This window comes from Pseudoxanthomonas sp. 68-E7 (assembly GCF_057773145.1).
Genome location: NZ_JBYMTI010000001.1, coordinates 218,359 through 235,936 on the forward strand (window position 1 = coordinate 218,359; position 17,578 = coordinate 235,936).

The window sequence follows — 17,578 nt, forward strand, 5'->3', positions numbered from 1 at the left end:
GTGCCGCGCGCGCGGCCGGCGGGATTACTCGCCGGCCGTGCGCACGCGTCCGCCGTCCTTCAGTTCGGCGGGGGGATCCAGTACGACGTTCTCGCCGGCCGCCAGCCCGGAACGGACCTGGCGATCGTTGCCCATCAGCATGCCGACCTGGAGCGCGCGCTGTTCGACGCGCTGCTCGCGGTTGACCACGAAGGCGACCTGCTGGCCGGCGCGTTCGGCGATGGCCGCGGCCGGCACCCGCACGCCCTGCGGTTGCGGGGCAGCGTCCCTGGCCGGCTGTTCGGTCTCCAGGAAGCTCACGTTCACGCCCATGTCCGGCACGATGCGCGGGTCCTTCACCTTGATCGCGATGCGCACCTTCACCGTGGCCTTGCCGCGATCGGCGGTGGGAATGATGGCGATCACCTCGGCCGGAATCTTCCAGTCCGGGTAGGCGTTGAGGGTGGCCTCCACCGGCATCTTCGGCTGCACCCGGCCGATGAAGGCCTCGCCCACGTCCACTTCCACTTCCAGCGAATCCATGTCGACGATGGTGCCGATGCCGGTGCGGGTGAAACCGCCGCCGGCCGACAGCGGCGAGACGATTTCGCCGGGCTGGGCGGCCTTGGCGATCACCACGCCGGAGAACGGTGCGCGCACCACGGTGTTGTCCTTGCCGATGTCGGCGATGCGCAGGCGGTCGGCGGCAGCGCGCTGGTTGCGCTGCGAGGTCAGCGCCTCGGCGCGCAGGGCGTCGCGTTCGGCCACGGCCTGGTCGTACTGCGAGCGCGCGACCAACTGCTGCTGGGTCAGCTGCGACAGACGGCGCACGTTGGCCTCGGCCTCCTTCAGCCGCGCCTGCACGCCGGTGCTCTGGCTGCGCGCGGCCTGCAACTGGCTCTCGGCCAGGGCGCGTTCGGCATCGGCGTCGATCGGCTCCAGCCGCGCCAGCACCTGGCCCTCCTCGACCCGCATGCCTTCCTCGATCAGCACTTCCTGGACCTTGCCGGTGACCTTGGCCGACACGGTGGCCATGCGCCGCGCGACCACGTAGCCGGTCGCGTCCAGCACCGAGGCCGAACCGCCACCGCCGCCATTGCCGATCGCGGTGGCCGCGACGGTTTTCACCTCGATGCCCTTGTCACGCCCGAACACGAACCAGGCGCCGAACGCCAGCAGCACGACCAGCACCGCCACGCCCAGTCCGATCCACAGTCCGCGGCGCGACGGGGGTTCCGGCGGCGCGGCCTTGCGATCGATGCGGAGTTCCTTCAGCAGATCAGCGGAATTGTTCATCGCTTGTCCAGACGGGCGAGAGCGGAAAGTGTGACCGGCAAGATTAACCCGGCCCAGTTGCCGGAAGTCATCTGTTTGCCGGCGACATCGTCCCGCCTCCCGGGGCGGGGAGGGCACAGGATGCCCGGCAAGGGCCCCGCGACCAAGTGACAGCTGTCATCCGCTGTGCATGAACACCGCCACTGCCGGGCCCAGCATCCGCGGCCTAGATTGGTCTCCATCCCCGCTGTCCCGGAGCCCCGCCACATGCAGACGCAGACACCGCAGTACGAGCCGGCCCGCCTGCGGGCCGTGCACAAGCGCCATGGCGCGGTCACCGCGCTGGCCGGACTGGATCTGGCGCTGGCGCCGGGGCGCCTGCTGGCGCTGCTGGGGCCCAACGGCGCCGGCAAGACCACCGCCATCGCGATCCTGCTGGGCCTGCAACCTCCCGACAGCGGCGACGTCCACCTGTTCGGGCAGGCGCCGGGCGCGCCCGCGGTGCGTCGGCGGATCGGGGTGATGCTGCAGAGCGCCGGCATTCCGGAAACGCTCAAGGTGCGCGAGCTGCTGGATCTCACCCGCAGCTATTACCCGGCCCCGCGCAGCGTGGCCGACTGCGTGGCGATGGCCGGCCTGGACGGATTGCTGGAACGCCGTTACGGCCGGTTGTCCGGTGGCCAGCAGCGGCGCGTGCAGTTCGCGCTGGCGATCTGCGGGCGGCCGCAATTGCTGTTCCTCGACGAGCCCACCATCGGCCTGGACATCGAGGCGCGACAGACCTTGTGGAAGGCGATCCGCGAACTGGTCGCCGATGGCTGCGCGGTGCTGCTGACCACCCACTATCTGGAGGAAGCCGAGGCACTGGCCGATCGCGTCACCGTGATCGACGCCGGTCGCGTGGTCGCCGAAGGCAGCGTGGCCGAAGTGCGCGCGCGGGTCGCGCAGCGGCGCATCCGCTGCCTGACCGCGCTGCCGGAGGACGTCGTCGCCGGTTGGCCGCAGGTGCGCAGCGCGCGGCGCGAGGGCGGACGGCTGGAGATCGTCGTCGATCTGGCCGAACCGGTGGTGCGCCGGCTGCTGGCCGAGGACGCGGCGCTGACCGAACTGGAAGTGGCCCGCGCCGGCCTGGCCGAGGCCTTCGTCGCCCTGACCCGGCCGGGCCGCGAACAGGAGGCCGCGTGATGGACGCCATGACCGTCGCTTCGCATTCGCCGCTGCGCGCCTACCTGCTGGAAGCCCGCTACGAATTCCTGCGCCTGCTGCGCACGCCGTCGTTCTCCCTGCCCACGCTGCTGTTCCCGGCATTGTTCTACCTGCTGTTCGGAGTGCTGCTGGGATCCCATCGTGGCGGCGACGTGGCCGCGCGCTATTTCCTGGCGACCTACGGCGTGTTCGGGGTGATGGGCGTGGCGCTGTTCGGCTTCGGGGTCAGCGTGGCGCTGGATCGCGAACAGGGCCTGCTGGCGCTCAAGCGCGCACTGCCGATGCCGCCAGCCGCCTATCTGCTGGCCAAGACCGCCATGGCGATGATTTTCGCCACCGTCGTGTCGATCCTGCTGGCACTGATCGCCGTCGGCCTGGCCGGGGTCGCGTTGTCGCCGTGGCAATGGGGCGCGCTGCTGCTGGTCAACGTGCTGGGCGTGTTGCCGTTCGCCGCGATTGGCCTGTGGCTGGGCTGTCTCGTGGGCGGGCAGGGCACGCCCGCGGTGATCAACCTCGTGTATCTGCCGATGGCCTTCCTGTCCGGCCTGTGGGTGCCGCTGGGCATGTTGCCGGCCACGCTGTCGCAGCTGGCGCAGCTGTGGCCGGCGTATCATCTGGCCCAGATCGCCCTGTGGGTGGTGGGCAAGGACGCGGGCCAGCCGCTGGTCCTGCACCTGGCCGTGCTGGCGGCCGTCACCGTCGTCTTCGGCCTGCTGGCGTGGCGGCGGCTGGCGCGTCCGGCCTGAGTGCCGGTTTCGTTTCGGAGGGTCCACGTGTTCATGTACTTCCCGCCCGTATCCGAGAACTCGCTGGCAAACCTGCATGAGCGGCGCAGCGAACTGCGCGGGCGCGGCACGGGGCGCTGGTTCCCGCTGCTGATGCTGATCTGGTCCATCTGGATCTTCGTCACCCCGATGTCCAATCCGGCGTCGTTCCCGCACTGGCTGTGGCCCACCCTGGCCAGCTACGCGGTGTTCCTGCTGCTGTTCCATGGCGCCTACTACCGCGATCGCCGCCACATGCTGTTCAACGCGCTGGGCATGGCCGGGCTGGGCTACGCGCTGACGCCGTTCAATCCCGGTGCGCAGAGCTACATGATCTACGCCTGCGCCTTCATGGCGTTCACCGGCGCCACCCGTCCGGCGGTGATCTGGATGCTGGCCCTGCTGGCCGCCTATTCGATCGAATGGATGGTGCTGGGCTGGCCGCTGATCTACCTGGCCAGCACGCTGATGGTCGGATTCGCGGTGGGGCTGATGAACATCAGCTTCGCCCGCAAGGCCCAGGCCGACGCCGCGCTGATGCTCAGCCACGAGGAAGTGCGTCGGCTGGCGGCGATGGCCGAACGCGAGCGCATCGGCCGGGATCTGCATGATCTGCTGGGGCATACGCTGTCGCTGGTGGCGCTGAAATCGGATCTCGCCGGCAAGCTGCTGGATCGGGACCTGGTGGCGGCCCGGCGCGAAATCGACGAGGTCAGCCGGGTCGCGCGCGACGCGCTGGCGCAGGTGCGCAGCGCGGTCACCGGCATCCGCGCGGCCGGTCTGGCCGCCGAACTCGCATCCGCACGGTTGCTGCTGGAATCCGACGGCGTGGTGCTGACCTGCCCGGCCGAGATTCCGCCGCTGTCGCCGGAACAGGAAACCGTGCTGGCGCTGACCGTGCGCGAAGCCGTGACCAACCTGCAACGGCATGCCCGCGCCAGCACCGCGCGGGTGCAACTGGAAGTGGCCGCCGGCCACCTGAGGCTGCGCATCGAGGACAACGGTCGCGGCGGCGCCATCGTGCCCGGCAACGGCCTGAGCGGCATGCGCGAGCGGCTGGAAGCGTTGGGCGGCTGCCTGCGCATCGATGCCCGCGCCGGGCGCGGGACGGTGCTGGAAGCGAGTCTGCCCATGGGCCCCCTGGCGCCGCAGGTGCCGGGCGCGGCATCCTTGCTGCCCGCGCAATCCTGAGGACAACACGCATGCCGCACGCCGCGGAGCCGGTGGAATCGCCACGCGCATGATCCGGGTGCTGCTGGCCGAAGATCAGGCGATGGTGCGCGGCGCGCTGACGGCGCTGCTCAACTTGGAAGCGGACATCGAGGTCGTCGGCGCGGTCGCCGACGGAGAATCGGCCTGGCGCGAACTGCAGCGGCTGCGCCCGGATCTGCTGGTCACCGACATCGAGATGCCCGGCCTGACCGGACTGGAACTGGCCCAGCGCATCCATCGCCATGAATGGCCCACGCGGGTGGTGATCGTCACCACCTTCGCCCGCGCCGGCTACCTGCGGCGCGCGCTGGACGCGGGCGTGTCGGGCTACCTGCTCAAGGATGCGCCGGCCGATCAACTGGCCGCCGCGCTGCGCAAGGTCCACGCCGGTGGCCGCGCCATCGAACCGCAACTGGCGCTGGAAGCCTGGAGCGAAACCGATCCGCTCAACGATCGCGAACGCCAGGTGCTGCGGCTGGCCGGCGAGGGCCTGTCGGCCGGCGACATCGCGCGCCAGCTCAACCTCTCGCAGGGCACCGTGCGCAACTACCTGTCCGAGGCGATCGGCAAGCTCGGCGTCAGCAACCGCATCGAAGCCTATCGGCTGGCGCGCCAGCGCGGCCTGCTGTAGCCCGGCGCTGTAATCGCGGCTTCCACATGCGTGAGCGTACGTTCCCACGGCGCGCCCCGCGCGAGGCCGCTTCCCCATCCGCGTACATAAAGGTCGTGACGAAACCGACATCGCCCGCGTGATGTGTCGCAGGTTCCATATCGAGGCTTGCGGGATTGTCGTGCCTGCTTGCGATGCTTAGGCTGCACCGACTGACGTGGCCGCCCGGATACCTGTGAGACCCCGCCAAGCCAATCGACTCGGCCTGTTCACCGCCGCACTGATCTTCGTCGCCATCGGCGCGGGCGTGTTCTATGGGGCCCAGCGTTTCATTTCCGACGCCAACCGGGTCACCCACACCAACGAAGTGATCGCGCTCATCGGCGACATCGAATCGGCGGTGCACGACAGCGAGTCCGCGCAGCGCGGCTACCTGCTCACCAACAACGTCAGCTATCTGGCCGATTACGGCCGCAGTCGCGACCAGCTGCCCGACGCGCTCACGCGCCTGCAGGACATGGTTCGCGACAACCCCGAACAGGGGCGGCGGGCGGCGTCCTGGCGGATTGATATCCTGCGCCGGCTGTCGCAGATGGAAGCCACCCTGGGCAACTACCGGCTCGGTGGCCTGGCCGCCGCGCAGCGCTCCATCAACCATGAAGTGCGCCAGGCCTCGGTGAACATCCACCGGCAGGCCGAGGAACTGGTCACCGCCGAACGCGACCTGCTGGCCCTGCGCGCGCGCTCCAGCCACGACAGCGCCAACCTGCTGCGCGGACTGGCGCTGCTGGGCATTCCGCTGGGGCTGGCGGTGGTCGGCCTGGTCTACTGGCTGCTGGTCGGCGAAATCCGCCGCCGCGCCAGCGCCGAGGCGGCCAGCAGCGACGCGCGCCGGCAACTGATGGTCACCATCGAAAAGCTGGAAGCGCACGGGGAGGACCTCAACGATCTCAGCCGCTACAGCGGCATGCTGCAGAGCTGCGTGCGCAGCGAGGAAGCCATCCGCCTGGCGACCCAGCATTTCTCCCGCCTGCTGCCGGAGGTGGGCGGCACGCTGTATCGCATCCGCGCCTCGCAGGACTACGCCGAGGAAGCCGCGCACTGGGGCGAGCATGCCCTGCACAGCGGCGCGATGTTCCCGCTGGAAGCCTGCTGGGCGCTGCGCCGCGGCCAGCCGCACGTGCATCGCGCCCACGCCGAGATGCTCGGCTGCACCCACCTGGTGGCGCCGGCCCTGCATGCCGCGCCGACCACCGCCTGCATTCCGCTGATCGCCCAGGGCACCCAGCTGGGCCTGCTGTACCTGTCCAGCCATGACGATGCGTTCCTCGCCCGCCAGGACCTGGTCGAGACCGCCGCCGAACAGTTGTCGATGGCGCTGTCCAACCTGGAACTGCAGGAGCGCCTGCGCATCCAGTCCATCCGCGAACCGTTGACCGGCCTGTTCAACCGCCGCTACCTGGAAGAGTCACTCGCGCGCGAACTGGCCCGCTGCGAACGGCGCGGCCTGCCGCTGAGCGTGATGATGATGGACCTGGATCACTTCAAGGCCTTCAACGATCTGCACGGCCATGTCGGCGGCGATACGCTGTTGTCCGGTTTCGGCCAGTTGCTGCAGAAGCTGGCGCGCGCCGAGGACATCGCCTGCCGCTACGGCGGCGAGGAGTTCACCCTGATCCTGCCGGAGGCCGACATGGACATCGCACGCGAACGCGCCGAGAGCATCCGCGCGGCGGTGGGGGCGATGCGCATCCGCCACATGGGCCAGGAACTGCCGGCGGTCACCGTGTCGATCGGCGTCGCCACCTATCCGCGCCACGGTCGCGAGGGCGAGCAACTGATCCGTCTGGCCGACGAAGCGCTGTACCACGCCAAGCGCAGGGGCCGGGACCGGGTGGAAGCGGCCGCCGAAGCCGGCGGCCCGGTACTGCATCAGGCGTAGCGCGCCTTCAGCAGCGCGTAGGCGCTGCGCAGGGCCAGCGCTTCGCCGCCGGCCGGTCGGCCGGGACGATCGCTGTCGTTCCAGGCATACACGTCCAGATGCGCCCACTTCTGGGTGGCGGGCAGGAAGCGCTCCAGGTACAGCGCGGCGGTGACCGCGCCGGCCATCCGTGAACCCGCATTGGCCAGATCCGCCACGTTGCTGGTCAGGTAGCGCAGGTAGGGACGCCACAGCGGCATCCGCCAGACCGGATCGCGCATGCGATCGCCAGCGTTGATCCAGTCATTGGCCAGCGCATCATCATTGGCGAACAGCGCCGGCAGGTCCGGACCCAGCGCGATCCGCGCCGCGCCGGTCAGGGTGGCGAAGTCCAGCACGATCTCCGGCGACTGCTCGCCGGCATAGGTCAATGCGTCGCACAGGACCACCCGGCCTTCGGCGTCGGTGTTGTCGATTTCCACGCTGATGCCCTTGCGGGTGGCGATGATCTCGCCCGGACGGAACGCGTCGGGACCGATGCTGTTCTCCACCGCCGGCACCAGCAGGGTCAGGCGCACCGGCAGTTGCCGCGCCATCACCAGCCCGGCCAGCGCCAGCGCGTGCGCCGCGCCGCCCATGTCCTTCTTCATGTTGCGCATGCCGTCGGCCGGCTTGATGTCCAGGCCGCCGGTGTCGAAGCACACGCCCTTGCCGACCAGCGCCACGTGCGGGTGCGTCGGATCGCCCCATTGCAGCGCGATCAGGCGCGGCGCGCGGTGCGAGGCGCGGCCGACCGCGTGGATGGCGGGGAAGTTGCGCGCCAGCAGTTGCTCGCCGGTGATGACCTCGATGTCCGCGCCATGCGCCTGCGCGATCGCGCGGGCTTCGGCTTCCAGTTGCTCCGGTCCCATCTGCTCGGTCGGCGTGTTGACCCAGTCGCGCACGCGCAGGCTGGCGGTCAGCAGGTCGCCGGCTTCGGCATCGATCTCTTCCAGCACCAGCCGGGCCGGCGTGCGCGAGGGCGTCTTGTAGCGGCTGAACCGGTAGCTGCCCAGGCCCCAGCCCAGTTGCAGCGCGGCGCGGATGCCGGCATCCGGCGCGCCCGCGACCTGCCAGTCACCTGCGGGCAATCCGAACGGCGCGTGTCCGTAGCTGTAGGGATCCAGCGGATCGCCCACGCCGATCACCGCGCCGGCCAGGCCGTCGGCGCCGGGCAGCAGCGCCAGCGTGCCCGGCGCGGCGGTGTAGTTCTGCGCTTCCAGCCAGGCGCGCACGGCGGCGGGTTGGGCGTCGCGCCAGCTTTCCCAGCCGCCGCGCTCGACGATGTGCAGCGGCCGCGCCTGCGAGGCGTCCTGGGTGTAGGCGGGGGAAAGGTTCATGCGCGGGCATGCTCCGTGGCGAAGTCGGGATGGGCATCCAGCCAGTCGGCCAGTGCGGTGAGGGTGGCGAATTCCAGATCCGGCAACGGATCCGGATGCGGCCACCCGGCGAGGTGGTCGACGTGATCCACCCGGTTGAGCCAGCAGGTACGCAGGCCGGCGCGCGCCGCGCCAACCACGTCCAGGTCGATGTGATCGCCCACGTGCAGCACCTGCGCCGGCGGCACGCCCAGGCGCTCGCAGGCGGCGTGGAAGATGCCCGGTTCTGGCTTGGCCGAACCATGCTCGCGCGCACCCAGCTGGAACACGAAATGCCGGGCCAGGCCAATCCGCTCCAGGTCGGCATTGCCATTGGTCACCGCCGCCACCGGCACCCGCGCGGCGATGCGCAGCAGCGCGTCGATGGCGTCGGGGTAGCACTCGACCTGGTTGCGGGCGGCGTAGAACACCTCGTAGGCCGGCTCCAGCAGCGCCGGATCCGCGCCGCTGTCGTGCAGGGCCTGCTGCAGGGTCAGCCGGCGCATCGCGCTGAGGTCGTGGATCAGTTCCGGATGCCCGGCGAAGACCTGCTCGCGCAGGGCGCGCATGCGTTCGATTGGGAACAGTTCGGCGGTGCGCGGGCTGTGTTCGAGCAGCCAGTCGTGCAGCACCCGTTCGATCCGCGCGCCGATGGGGGCGAACGGCCAGAGGGTGTCGTCGAGGTCGAGGGTGATGGCGCGGACGGGGAAGCTCACGGGGGAGATTTTAACCCGGTGGGGGAGGGGGTGCCTGTGGTGGGTATTTCGGGCGGTTTTGCTGGGTGAGTAGGTTCGTGGAGGGAGGGTAGCTGGGGCGATATCTGGCGCTGGCGCGGTGATGGGTGTCGGTTGTCATCGATGCGCGCTCGCCGCGGGGCCTTACTTTCTTTGCTTGTGCAAAGAAAGTAAGCAAAGAAACACACCCCGGTCCTCGCGCCCCAGCCGCGAAGCGGCTGGGGTTCGTGTCGCCGATGGGAATTTTGGGACGGCACATCCGTGTGCCGGCCCAAAACGCCGCGCGTCGTGCGCGGCGCCCTGCGGGTTTACCCACCGTCGCCACCGCTGCGGAAGGGGGCCCAGGAGCAAGGGCAAAAGCCAAAGCCAAAGCCAAAGCTAAAGCAGCAAAGACACACCTGCGTTCGACATTCCGCCGTTGCGCTGCTCTTGCTTCGGCTTTTGCCTTTTGGGTCCCCGTCAAGGCGTGGCAAGCGGGCCGGGTAAAACCCGAAGGGCGGCGCACAGGGATGTGCGCCGTTTCCGGCAGGGGCAGGATGCCCCTTCCGGAAATTCCCGGACCGATTGCGGACCCGGAGCGCGTAGCGCGGAGGGCACGCCGGCTAGGGGTGTGCTTTCTTTGGGGGAACGCCTCGCGGCGAGCGCACCATCTCCAACAACCGACGTCACCCGCGCGCGCCAGCGCCCATTCACAGGAACAGACGCGCGCAAACCGAAATCACTCCAGCAACCGCGCCCACCCCTCCATCCCCTCCACCCGCGCCAGCACCAACTTCACACACACCAGCAACGGCACCGCCAGCAGCAAGCCAATCATCCCCCACGCCCACCCGAACAGCATCAACGCCAGGATCAACACCAACGGCGACAACGCCATCCGCCGTCCCAGGATGATCGGCGTGACGATCTGTCCCTCCAGCGTGTGCAGCACCAGGTAGATGCCCGCCGGCAACAGCGTGTACAGCGGTTCGTCGAAGGTGATGAAGCCCACCAGCAACATCATCATCACCCCGATCAGCGGCCCCACGTACGGCGCGAAGTTCAGCAGCGCCACCAGCGTGCCCCACAACATCGCGTCGGTCAGCGGCATCTCCAGCAGGTACAGCGCCGCGCCGAAGATCAGGCCCACCACCGTGTTGATCACGCTGATGGTCAGCACGTAGCGCGACACCTCGCGCTCGATGGAGTGCAGGATGGCGACGGTGAACTTCTTCTGCTGCCGGCTCGGCAGCAGCGCGATGGCCTGCCGCTGCAGGTTCTCGCCGTAGACCATGAAGAAGAACGTCAGCAGCACCACCGCCAGGATCGAGGCCACCAGCCGGGGCGTGGTGGTCAGCGCGCGATAGGGATCGTCCTGGGCGGTGCGCACGATCTGCGGGCGCTTGCCGGTTTCGCCGCCAGCGGCGCGGGCGAAGTTTTCCGCCGCGCGGTTGGCTTCCTGCACCGGCTTGGTCCATTCGCGCAGCTTCGGCGCCAACTGGCGCAGTTCGCGCGGCGCCTCGCGGAACCACACCGAGGCCGGCTGCCACAGCTGCACGCCCAGGGTGCCCGCGCCGGCCAGTCCACCGATCAGCACGAACAGCGCGGCCAAGAAACGCGGCAGGTACAGTCGCCGCAACAGGCGGATGATCGGATTGCCGACCAGCGCGAAGAACGCGGCCAGCAACACCGGCAGCACCACGTCCTGCGCCGCCCACAGGGTGAACCCGACCGCCAGCGTCGCCAGCACCACCAGCGCGATCGGCGCGCGCGGGCGGGGCGGCAACGGCGTGGATTCGGGGGCGGCAGTCTCGGCACTGATCGGAACGGACATCAACGGCGCTCCTGGAAACGGTGTCCGATTATGCCGCTCCGGGTCGCTTGCGCACGGCCAATGCGGCGGCCGGACGGGTTCCGGCAGGCGTCATCGTCATGGCGTGAAGGCAAGGCTGGCTGCGTTCACGCCGGGTCGACACGCAGCTGGCGACATGAAGCCAGCGCTCGTTTGGAAAAAGGGCGGGATGCCGCAGGCGATCGGGCGGGTTGCTTCTGCGCGGAAAAGCAAATCCCCCTCGGTCCCCCTTCTCCGAAGGGGGAGGAAAGCAAAAGCAGGGAAGCCTAGAGCAGTGTCGGAATGCGTTTGAGTTACCCCCTTCGAAGAAGGGGGGGGCGCCGCAGGCGACCGGGGGATTTGCTTTGCGCGGAAAAGCAAATCCCCCTCGGTCCCCTTTCTCCGAAGGGGGAGGAAAGCAAAAGCCGGGAAGCCTAGAGCAGTGTCGGAATGCGTTTGAGTTACCCCCTTCGAAGAGGGGGGCAACGCAGGCGACCGGGGGATTTGCTTTACGCGGAAAAGCAAATCGCCTAATTCCCTTCCTCAAAGAAAGGATCAACACAACTCAGCGAAGAAGAAGACTCACCGGAGGAAACGATCGCCGGCGCGCACGCCTAGCGCTCCGACATCTCGGTCGCCGCTTCGGCCGGCATCGGCTGGCGAAGCGGCAGCTCTTCCTCGTCGAAGGCTTCATCCACCAGCGGTTCTTCCGGCGGATAGGCCGCTCCCGGCTGCGCGCCGGCCTCCTGCTCTTCCTGCACCGCCTGCGCGGTGTCCGCCGCCTCGCTGGCCTGATCGGCGGCGGTGGCGGCCTGCACGGTGGCGAACAGGCTGCTCAGCGAACCGACCATCTGCAACCAGCGTGCACCATTCATCGAGCGCAGGGGCTCGGCACGCCCTGCCAGGAAACCGCTGACCAGCCCGGCAATCATGATGCGTCCGGGCGTCCAGCTGTCGCGCCAGACCTGGCTCAGCGTGCGCCAGTGCGCCTGGGTCTGCATCGCCCGGCCTTCGACCAGTTGCTCCGCGCGCTGCACGCGGTGCTGCAGGCGTTCGAACTTCATCGCGCCGCTCCCGGGCCGTCCTCGCCTTCCGGACCGTGCTCCGGATCGGGCTCGTCCTCATCGAACAGGCCCAGCCGCTGCAACTGCCGACGGGTGGCGTGCAGGCCGGTGTGATCGAAATAGCAGCCCACCTTCCACGCCGCCAGCACGGTCACGCCGATGCTCACCAGCGCGGTCACCGACAGCGACTGCAGCCAGGACCAGCCCAGCCGCTGCAACAGGGCGATCAACGCGCCCGCGCACAGCAGCCATGCGGATGCGCCGAAGATGATCGCCACGCCGGCCCAGGCCAGCGCGCGGCCGAACGCACTGCGCGCCAGCGCCAGATCCGCCGAGACCAGCCGGCGCAGCGCGCGGCCGGTGTCACCGGCCGATGCCAGCGCGGCCTTGCCGGCCGCACCGACCTCGCGCAGGCTGTCGTCCAGCCCGGGTTTGGCGCCCGCGGGTGCTTCGGCGTCGGCCGATTCCGGAGGAACGCTCACGCGCGGCGGCTTACTTGTCGCCGCTGCGTGCCAGCTTGGCGATGATCCAGCCGGCGGCGAAGGCCACGCCGAACGAGGCCAGCGGCCGCTCGCGGATCAGGTCGGCGGCGCTGTCGATCAGATCGCGGCCCTTGTCCATCAGCGCGTCCACCTGTTCGCGGGCGGCGGCGCCACCCACTTCGGCGGCGGCGATGCCGGCCAGCGCGCTGTCGGCCAGCTCGGACTTCACGTTGGCCTTGCCCAGCTTCAGCTCGTCGCCGGCCGCGCCGGCTGCGCCCTTGATCGCCTCGCCGGCAGCGGATGCGGCCGACTTCAGGTGCGAACCAGCCTCGCCCAGATTGCTCTTCATCGCATCGGTAGCGGTGGGATTGCTCATCGTCGTCTCCAGCAGTGAGGGATTGCCGCTCCACTCTATAGCAGGTGGGCATGAATGGGCTGTTATGCGGCCCGGTGCGGGCTTTTCGCAAATCCCGGAATCAGAAGCAAATCCCCCTCAATCCCCCTTTTGCAAAGGGGGAGGCAAAACAAAACGAAGCGCCCCTTGATCAGCCATTCGGCTGTTGAGAAGCGTTGCAAGGGGGGAATGCTTCGTTGTGTTTCACCTCGACCGGATGCCGCTTCCGCCTCCCCCTTTGCAAAAGGGGGATTGAGGGGGATTTGCCTTTGGCTTCTGCCCGCCTACTGCATCAGCAGATTGCCCGAGCTCCGCCCGCGCAGAATCTGCAGCACCAGTTGCTGCGGCTTGCGATCGAAGCTGGCGCGGAAGCTGGCCAGGTCGGCGAAGTCGCCGCTGCTGCCGCCCACCACCAGGTCACCCGGACGCAGGCCACTGTTCCAGGCGCGGCTGCCACGAGCCACGTTGCCTACCTGCAAGCCGCCGCCGGCGCCCATGCTGCGCAGCTGCTGGCGCGAGCCCTCGTCCAGATCCTTGAAGGTGGCGCCGGTCAAACGCGGATCCACCGTCGCGCCGTCCAGCGAGCGCAGGCCTTCCTTCAGCGTGGCGGTCAGCTGCAGCGGCTTGCCGTCGCGGCGCACGTCCAGGGTGATCCGGCTGCCGACATCCTGCAGGCCCTCGAAGTTGTGCAGCGACGGCGCGTTGTCGATGCGCTGGCCGTTGGCGGCCAGCACCACGTCGCCGGACTGCAGGCCGGCGGCGGCGGCGGCCGAGCCCGGGTACACCCGGGTCACCAGCGCGCCGCGCGGATTCTCCAGGCCCAGGCCCTTGGCCAGGCGCTCGTCCACGTTCTGGGTCTCCACCCCCAGGGTGCCGCGCTTGACCACGCCGTTGTTGGCGATCAGCTGATCCTTGATGTTGCGGGCCAGATTGATCGGAATCGCGAAGCCCAGGCCGATGTTGCCGGCCATGCTGCCGCGCGGGTTGAAGCTGGCGGTGTTGATGCCGACCAGTTGGCCCTGCAGGTTGACCAGCGGGCCACCCGAGTTGCCGGGATTGATGGAGGCGTCGGTCTGGATGAAGTTCTGGAAGCCGGCCATCGGGATCCCGCTGCGGCCCACCGCCGAGACGATGCCCGAGGTCACCGTCTGGCCGAGGCCGTAGGGGTTGCCCATCGCCACCACGAAGTCGCCGACCTGCAACTGGTCGCTGTTGGCCATCGGGATGGCGGTCAGGTTGCTGGCCGGGATGCGGATGAGCGCCACGTCGGTGTCCGGGTCCGAGCCCAGGAACTCGGCTTCCATGGTGCGGCCGTCGCTCAGGGTTACCGAGACGCCGTCGGAATTCTCGATGACGTGATGGTTGGTGAGGATCAGGCCCTGCTGGGCATCGATGATCACGCCCGAGCCCAGCGCGCGCTCCACGCGTTCGCGCGGCATGTCGGGGATGCCGAAGATGCGGCGGAAGAACGGGTCGTCGGCGAACGGCCCCAGCGGGCTGGCCACCCGCACGGTCTGGCGGCTGTACACGCTGACCACCGCCGGGGTGACCTGCTTGAGCATCGGCGCCAGCGACGGCACCGGCTGGCCGCCGACCGCGGCCGGCAGCGTCGCGGCGACTGGAATGGCGGCCGCGGGCATCGCCTGCGCGGGCTGCTGGAAGGTTTCGTGGAGGGCCGTGGCGGCGAATCCGCCGAACGCGGCGGCGGCGGTCAGGGCGAGCAGGGTGGGAAGCGGTCGGATCGGTCGCATCGGTCTTATCGCGGCTGTGTCTGGGGGTGTCGGACGTTCGGATGGCGACGCCGGCGCGGGCTTGCAAGGGGCGCAGGCGAATCCTGAACGAGTGTGCGGATCGACCCCTAAACCCGCAATGAAGTTCCACGCCAACGCTGTCCGGGGTTTCACTGGATCACCCCGGATTGTCATGAAAAAAAGCGCATCAAGCCGATTGACAGACCCTACCCCGGGGGGTAGCTTGGCTATCTCGTGCCGCCACTACATATAGCGGTTTGGTGCGAAAGCGGCCCAAGCACTGGTGTTTTTGCTTGGCAAGAGGGGGCTCCCCGGGGAGGGGGCCAAGGCGATGGAACGGTGTGAGCAGACCTGCGTGAGCCTACGTGAGCGCGTTTCCCTCAATTCCGCCAACACAGTCCGGCAACCTGCGCCGCGCATGATGGAGCGCTGCGCGCGGGCCGGCCGTCGCCGTCATTCGGGCACGCCGCGGTAACACGACAACTAGAAAGAATCCGGTTCAGGAACCAAGGAGAACAACACAAAATGAGCACGGTGCGCCTCGAGGCGGTCAAGACAGCGGCAACCGGGACCGAGATCCCCATGCAGCCGGCGTCCCAGGATATCTGGGACAAGAAGTACCGGTTGAAGACCAAGCAGGGCGAAGCCCTGGACGCCGACATCGACGGCACCTACCAGCGCGTGGCCCGTGCCCTGGCCGACGCCGAGAGCACCAACGAGAAGCGTTCCTACTGGTACGAGCGTTTCGTGTGGGCGCTGCGCCGCGGGGCCATTCCCGCCGGCCGCATCACCTCCAACGCCGGCGCCCAGCAGCACAAGCCGGCCACCAGCACCATCAACTGCACCGTCTCCGGCACCATCGAGGATTCGATGGACGGCATCCTGGACAAGGTCCACGAGGCGGGCCTGACCCTCAAGGCCGGCTGCGGCATCGGCTACGAATTCTCCACCCTGCGTCCGCGCGGCGCGTTCGTGGCCGGCGCCGGCGCCTACACCTCCGGTCCGATGTCCTTCATGGATATCTACGACAAGATGTGCTTCACCGTGTCCTCGGCCGGTGGCCGTCGTGGCGCCCAGATGGGCACCTTCGACGTGTCCCACCCGGACGTGAAGGACTTCATCCGCGCCAAGCGCGAAGACGGCCGCCTGCGCCAGTTCAACCTGTCGCTGCTCATCACCGACGGCTTCATGGACGCGGTCAACAACGACGCCGACTGGCCGCTGGTGTTCCCGGTCAACATCAAGGAAAAGGGCGACCTGGACCTGGAAGACGCCAACCAGGTGGTCTGGCGCGACTGGCCGACCCACAAGAACTACGTGGTCCGCGACGACGGCCTGGTCGCCTGCAAGATCTACGGCCACATCCGCGCCCGCCACCTGTGGGACATGATCATGGTCTCGACGTACGACTACGCCGAGCCGGGCTTCATCCTGATCGACCGCGTCAACGAGATGAACAACAACTGGTGGTGCGAGACCATTCGCGCCACCAACCCGTGCGGCGAGCAGCCGCTGCCGCCCTACGGCGCCTGCCTGCTGGGCTCGGTCAACCTGACCAAGTTCGTGCGCGATCCCTTCACCGACCAGGCGCGTTTCGACTGGGAGGAATACAAGGAAGTCGTGCGCGTGTTCACCCGCATGCTCGACAACGTGGTGGAAGTGAACGGCCTGCCGCTGGAACAGCAGCGCGCCGAAATCCTGCGCAAGCGCCGCCACGGCATGGGCTTCCTGGGCCTGGGCTCCACCCTGACCATGCTCAAGCACAAGTACGGCAGTCCGGAATCGTGCGAGTTCACCGAATCCATCGCCCGCGAAATGGCCGTGGCCGGCTGGGAAATGGGCCTGGCGCTGGCGAAGGAAAAGGGCGCCGCCCCGATCATGGAAGAGCTGTTCACCGTCACCGCCGAGATGCTGCGCAAGCGTCCGGAAATGGCGAAGGACGGCTGGAAGGTCGGCCAGGAAATCCCCGGCAAGGTGCTGCACGCCAAGTACAGCCGCTACATGCAGCGCGTGGCCTCGGTCGCGCCGGATCTGGTCGATGAAATGGCCGAGGTGGGCAGCCGCTTCACCCACCACAGCTCCATCGCCCCCACCGGCACCATCAGCCTGTCGCTGGCCAACAACGCCTCCAACGGCATCGAGCCCTCGTTCGCGCACCACTACAGCCGCAACGTGATCCGCGAAGGCAAGAAGTCCAAGGAGAAGGTGGACGTCTATTCCTACGAGCTGCTGGCCTACCGCGAACTGATCAACCCCAAGGCGATGCCGTTCAGCGACGAAGCCGAGGCCAGGCTGCCGGAATACTTCATCGCCGCCGACGACATCTCGCCCAAGGAACACGTGGACGTGCAGGCCGCCGCGCAGAAGTGGGTGGACAGCTCCATCTCCAAGACCGCCAACGTCCCCACGGACTACCCGTACGAGGAGTTCAAGGACATCTACCGCTACGCCCACCAGCAGGGCCTGAAGGGCTGCACCACGTTCCGCTTCAACCCCGCCGCCTTCCAGGGCGTGCTGGTCAAGGAAGCGGACCTGGAAAACACCACCTATCGCTTCGAGCTGGACGACGGCAGCGTGGTCGAGGTCAAGGGCAACGAGCAGATCGAATACGACGGCGAAATGCACACCGCCGCCAACCTGTTCGACGCGCTCAAGGAAGGTTACTACGGCAAGTTCTGACGGCCGATGGCGCGCGCTGCCCCGCAGCCGCGCGCCGCACCCGGAAGAACACGCCCCGTAGAAACCAACCGAAAGTCCCCTCTCCCGCTCGCGGGAGAGGATGCCCGCAGGGCAGGTGAGGGAGGCGAGCGCAGCGACTGCTCTTCCCCGGGAAACAACCCGAAAGTTCCCTCTCCCGCCTGCGGGAGAGGATGCCCGAAGGGCAGGAGAGGGGGGCGAGCAAAGCGAGCTGCTTTTACCGCCAACCCAAACCACTCCAAAGGCAAAACCACAGGCCTCAGCCCCGCTGCAAAACCGCGA

The 17,578-nt window shown here is 68.4% G+C and carries 14 protein-coding genes; 6 read left to right on the forward strand and 8 right to left on the reverse strand.

Annotated elements, in window-relative coordinates; all coding sequences use genetic code 11:
* Nucleotides 1–24 precede the first annotated feature (24 nt).
* Entirely contained in the window at nt 25–1,275 is a 1,251-nt protein-coding gene (locus tag AC3DE2_RS01020) for an efflux RND transporter periplasmic adaptor subunit (protein ID WP_488424674.1), read from the reverse strand.
* A 246-nt stretch (nt 1,276–1,521) separates the two neighbouring features.
* On the opposite strand from AC3DE2_RS01020, the gene AC3DE2_RS01025 reads away from it, so the two are divergent.
* The 5 genes from AC3DE2_RS01025 to AC3DE2_RS01045 all read left to right on the forward strand — a co-directional run bounded on the left by AC3DE2_RS01025 (nt 1,522) and on the right by AC3DE2_RS01045 (nt 6,988).
* Nucleotides 1,522–2,439, forward strand: a complete 918-nt coding sequence (locus AC3DE2_RS01025; protein ID WP_488424675.1) for an ABC transporter ATP-binding protein — start codon at nt 1,522–1,524, stop codon at nt 2,437–2,439.
* Nucleotides 2,439–3,206, forward strand: coding sequence for an ABC transporter permease (locus AC3DE2_RS01030; protein ID WP_488424676.1), 768 nt, complete (start codon nt 2,439–2,441; stop codon nt 3,204–3,206). The genes AC3DE2_RS01025 and AC3DE2_RS01030 overlap by 1 nt, the downstream gene beginning before the upstream one ends.
* Before the next feature lie 33 nt (nt 3,207–3,239).
* On the forward strand, nt 3,240–4,415 hold the full coding sequence (locus AC3DE2_RS01035) for a sensor histidine kinase (RefSeq protein ID WP_295381697.1): 1,176 nt from the start codon (nt 3,240–3,242) through the stop codon (nt 4,413–4,415).
* A gap of 49 nt (nt 4,416–4,464) precedes the next feature.
* Entirely contained in the window at nt 4,465–5,067 is a 603-nt protein-coding gene (locus tag AC3DE2_RS01040) for a response regulator transcription factor (protein WP_295381660.1), read from the forward strand.
* Between the two features lie 214 nt (nt 5,068–5,281).
* Entirely contained in the window at nt 5,282–6,988 is a 1,707-nt protein-coding gene (locus AC3DE2_RS01045) for a diguanylate cyclase (protein WP_295381663.1), read from the forward strand.
* On the opposite strand, the gene AC3DE2_RS01050 is transcribed toward AC3DE2_RS01045, so the two are convergent.
* The 7 genes from AC3DE2_RS01050 to AC3DE2_RS01080 form a co-directional block, all read right to left on the reverse strand.
* Nucleotides 6,979–8,346: a leucyl aminopeptidase family protein gene (locus tag AC3DE2_RS01050; protein ID WP_488424677.1), complete on the reverse strand. Its 1,368-nt coding sequence runs from the start codon at nt 8,344–8,346 to the stop codon at nt 6,979–6,981. The two genes, AC3DE2_RS01045 and AC3DE2_RS01050, sit on opposite strands and share 10 nt — an antisense overlap.
* On the reverse strand, nt 8,343–9,080 hold the full coding sequence (locus AC3DE2_RS01055; protein ID WP_295381676.1) for an HAD family hydrolase: 738 nt from the start codon (nt 9,078–9,080) through the stop codon (nt 8,343–8,345). Before AC3DE2_RS01055 ends, AC3DE2_RS01050 begins: the two co-directional genes overlap by 4 nt.
* Nucleotides 9,081–9,816: 736 nt before the next feature.
* A complete protein-coding gene (locus AC3DE2_RS01060) occupies nt 9,817–10,911 on the reverse strand; it encodes an AI-2E family transporter (RefSeq protein ID WP_488424678.1) in 1,095 nt (364 codons plus the stop codon).
* A gap of 611 nt (nt 10,912–11,522) precedes the next feature.
* On the reverse strand, nt 11,523–11,972 hold the full coding sequence (locus tag AC3DE2_RS01065) for a protein sip-5 (protein WP_488424679.1): 450 nt from the start codon (nt 11,970–11,972) through the stop codon (nt 11,523–11,525).
* Nucleotides 11,969–12,454: a phage holin family protein gene (locus AC3DE2_RS01070; protein ID WP_295382653.1), complete on the reverse strand. Its 486-nt coding sequence runs from the start codon at nt 12,452–12,454 to the stop codon at nt 11,969–11,971. Before AC3DE2_RS01070 ends, AC3DE2_RS01065 begins: the two co-directional genes overlap by 4 nt.
* 10 nt (nt 12,455–12,464) lie before the next feature.
* The gene (locus AC3DE2_RS01075; RefSeq protein WP_141454151.1) at nt 12,465–12,830 is read right to left on the reverse strand and encodes a hypothetical protein; all 366 of its coding nucleotides are present in this window, start codon (nt 12,828–12,830) and stop codon (nt 12,465–12,467) included.
* A 302-nt stretch (nt 12,831–13,132) separates the two neighbouring features.
* On the reverse strand, nt 13,133–14,590 hold the full coding sequence (locus tag AC3DE2_RS01080; protein ID WP_295382654.1) for a Do family serine endopeptidase: 1,458 nt from the start codon (nt 14,588–14,590) through the stop codon (nt 13,133–13,135).
* Nucleotides 14,591–15,124: 534 nt separating this feature from the next.
* On the opposite strand from AC3DE2_RS01080, the gene AC3DE2_RS01085 reads away from it, so the two are divergent.
* Nucleotides 15,125–17,278: an adenosylcobalamin-dependent ribonucleoside-diphosphate reductase gene (locus AC3DE2_RS01085; protein WP_488424680.1), complete on the forward strand. Its 2,154-nt coding sequence runs from the start codon at nt 15,125–15,127 to the stop codon at nt 17,276–17,278.
* The last annotated feature ends 300 nt before the right edge of the window (nt 17,279–17,578 follow it).

What these genes read in the sequence shown, in the direction of transcription:
- AC3DE2_RS01020 (WP_488424674.1), bottom strand. Translation starts at nt 1,275, where the DNA reads ATGAACAATTCCGCTGATCTGCTGAAGGAACTCCGCATCGATCGCAAG.
- AC3DE2_RS01060 (WP_488424678.1), bottom strand. Translation starts at nt 10,911, where the DNA reads ATGTCCGTTCCGATCAGTGCCGAGACTGCCGCCCCCGAATCCACGCCG.
- AC3DE2_RS01040 (WP_295381660.1), top strand. Translation starts at nt 4,465, where the DNA reads ATGATCCGGGTGCTGCTGGCCGAAGATCAGGCGATGGTGCGCGGCGCG.
- AC3DE2_RS01075 (WP_141454151.1), bottom strand. Translation starts at nt 12,830, where the DNA reads ATGAGCAATCCCACCGCTACCGATGCGATGAAGAGCAATCTGGGCGAG.
- AC3DE2_RS01065 (WP_488424679.1), bottom strand. Translation starts at nt 11,972, where the DNA reads ATGAAGTTCGAACGCCTGCAGCACCGCGTGCAGCGCGCGGAGCAACTG.
- AC3DE2_RS01050 (WP_488424677.1), bottom strand. Translation starts at nt 8,346, where the DNA reads ATGAACCTTTCCCCCGCCTACACCCAGGACGCCTCGCAGGCGCGGCCG.
- AC3DE2_RS01085 (WP_488424680.1), top strand. Translation starts at nt 15,125, where the DNA reads ATGAGCACGGTGCGCCTCGAGGCGGTCAAGACAGCGGCAACCGGGACC.
- AC3DE2_RS01030 (WP_488424676.1), top strand. Translation starts at nt 2,439, where the DNA reads ATGGACGCCATGACCGTCGCTTCGCATTCGCCGCTGCGCGCCTACCTG.
- AC3DE2_RS01025 (WP_488424675.1), top strand. Translation starts at nt 1,522, where the DNA reads ATGCAGACGCAGACACCGCAGTACGAGCCGGCCCGCCTGCGGGCCGTG.
- AC3DE2_RS01035 (WP_295381697.1), top strand. Translation starts at nt 3,240, where the DNA reads ATGTACTTCCCGCCCGTATCCGAGAACTCGCTGGCAAACCTGCATGAG.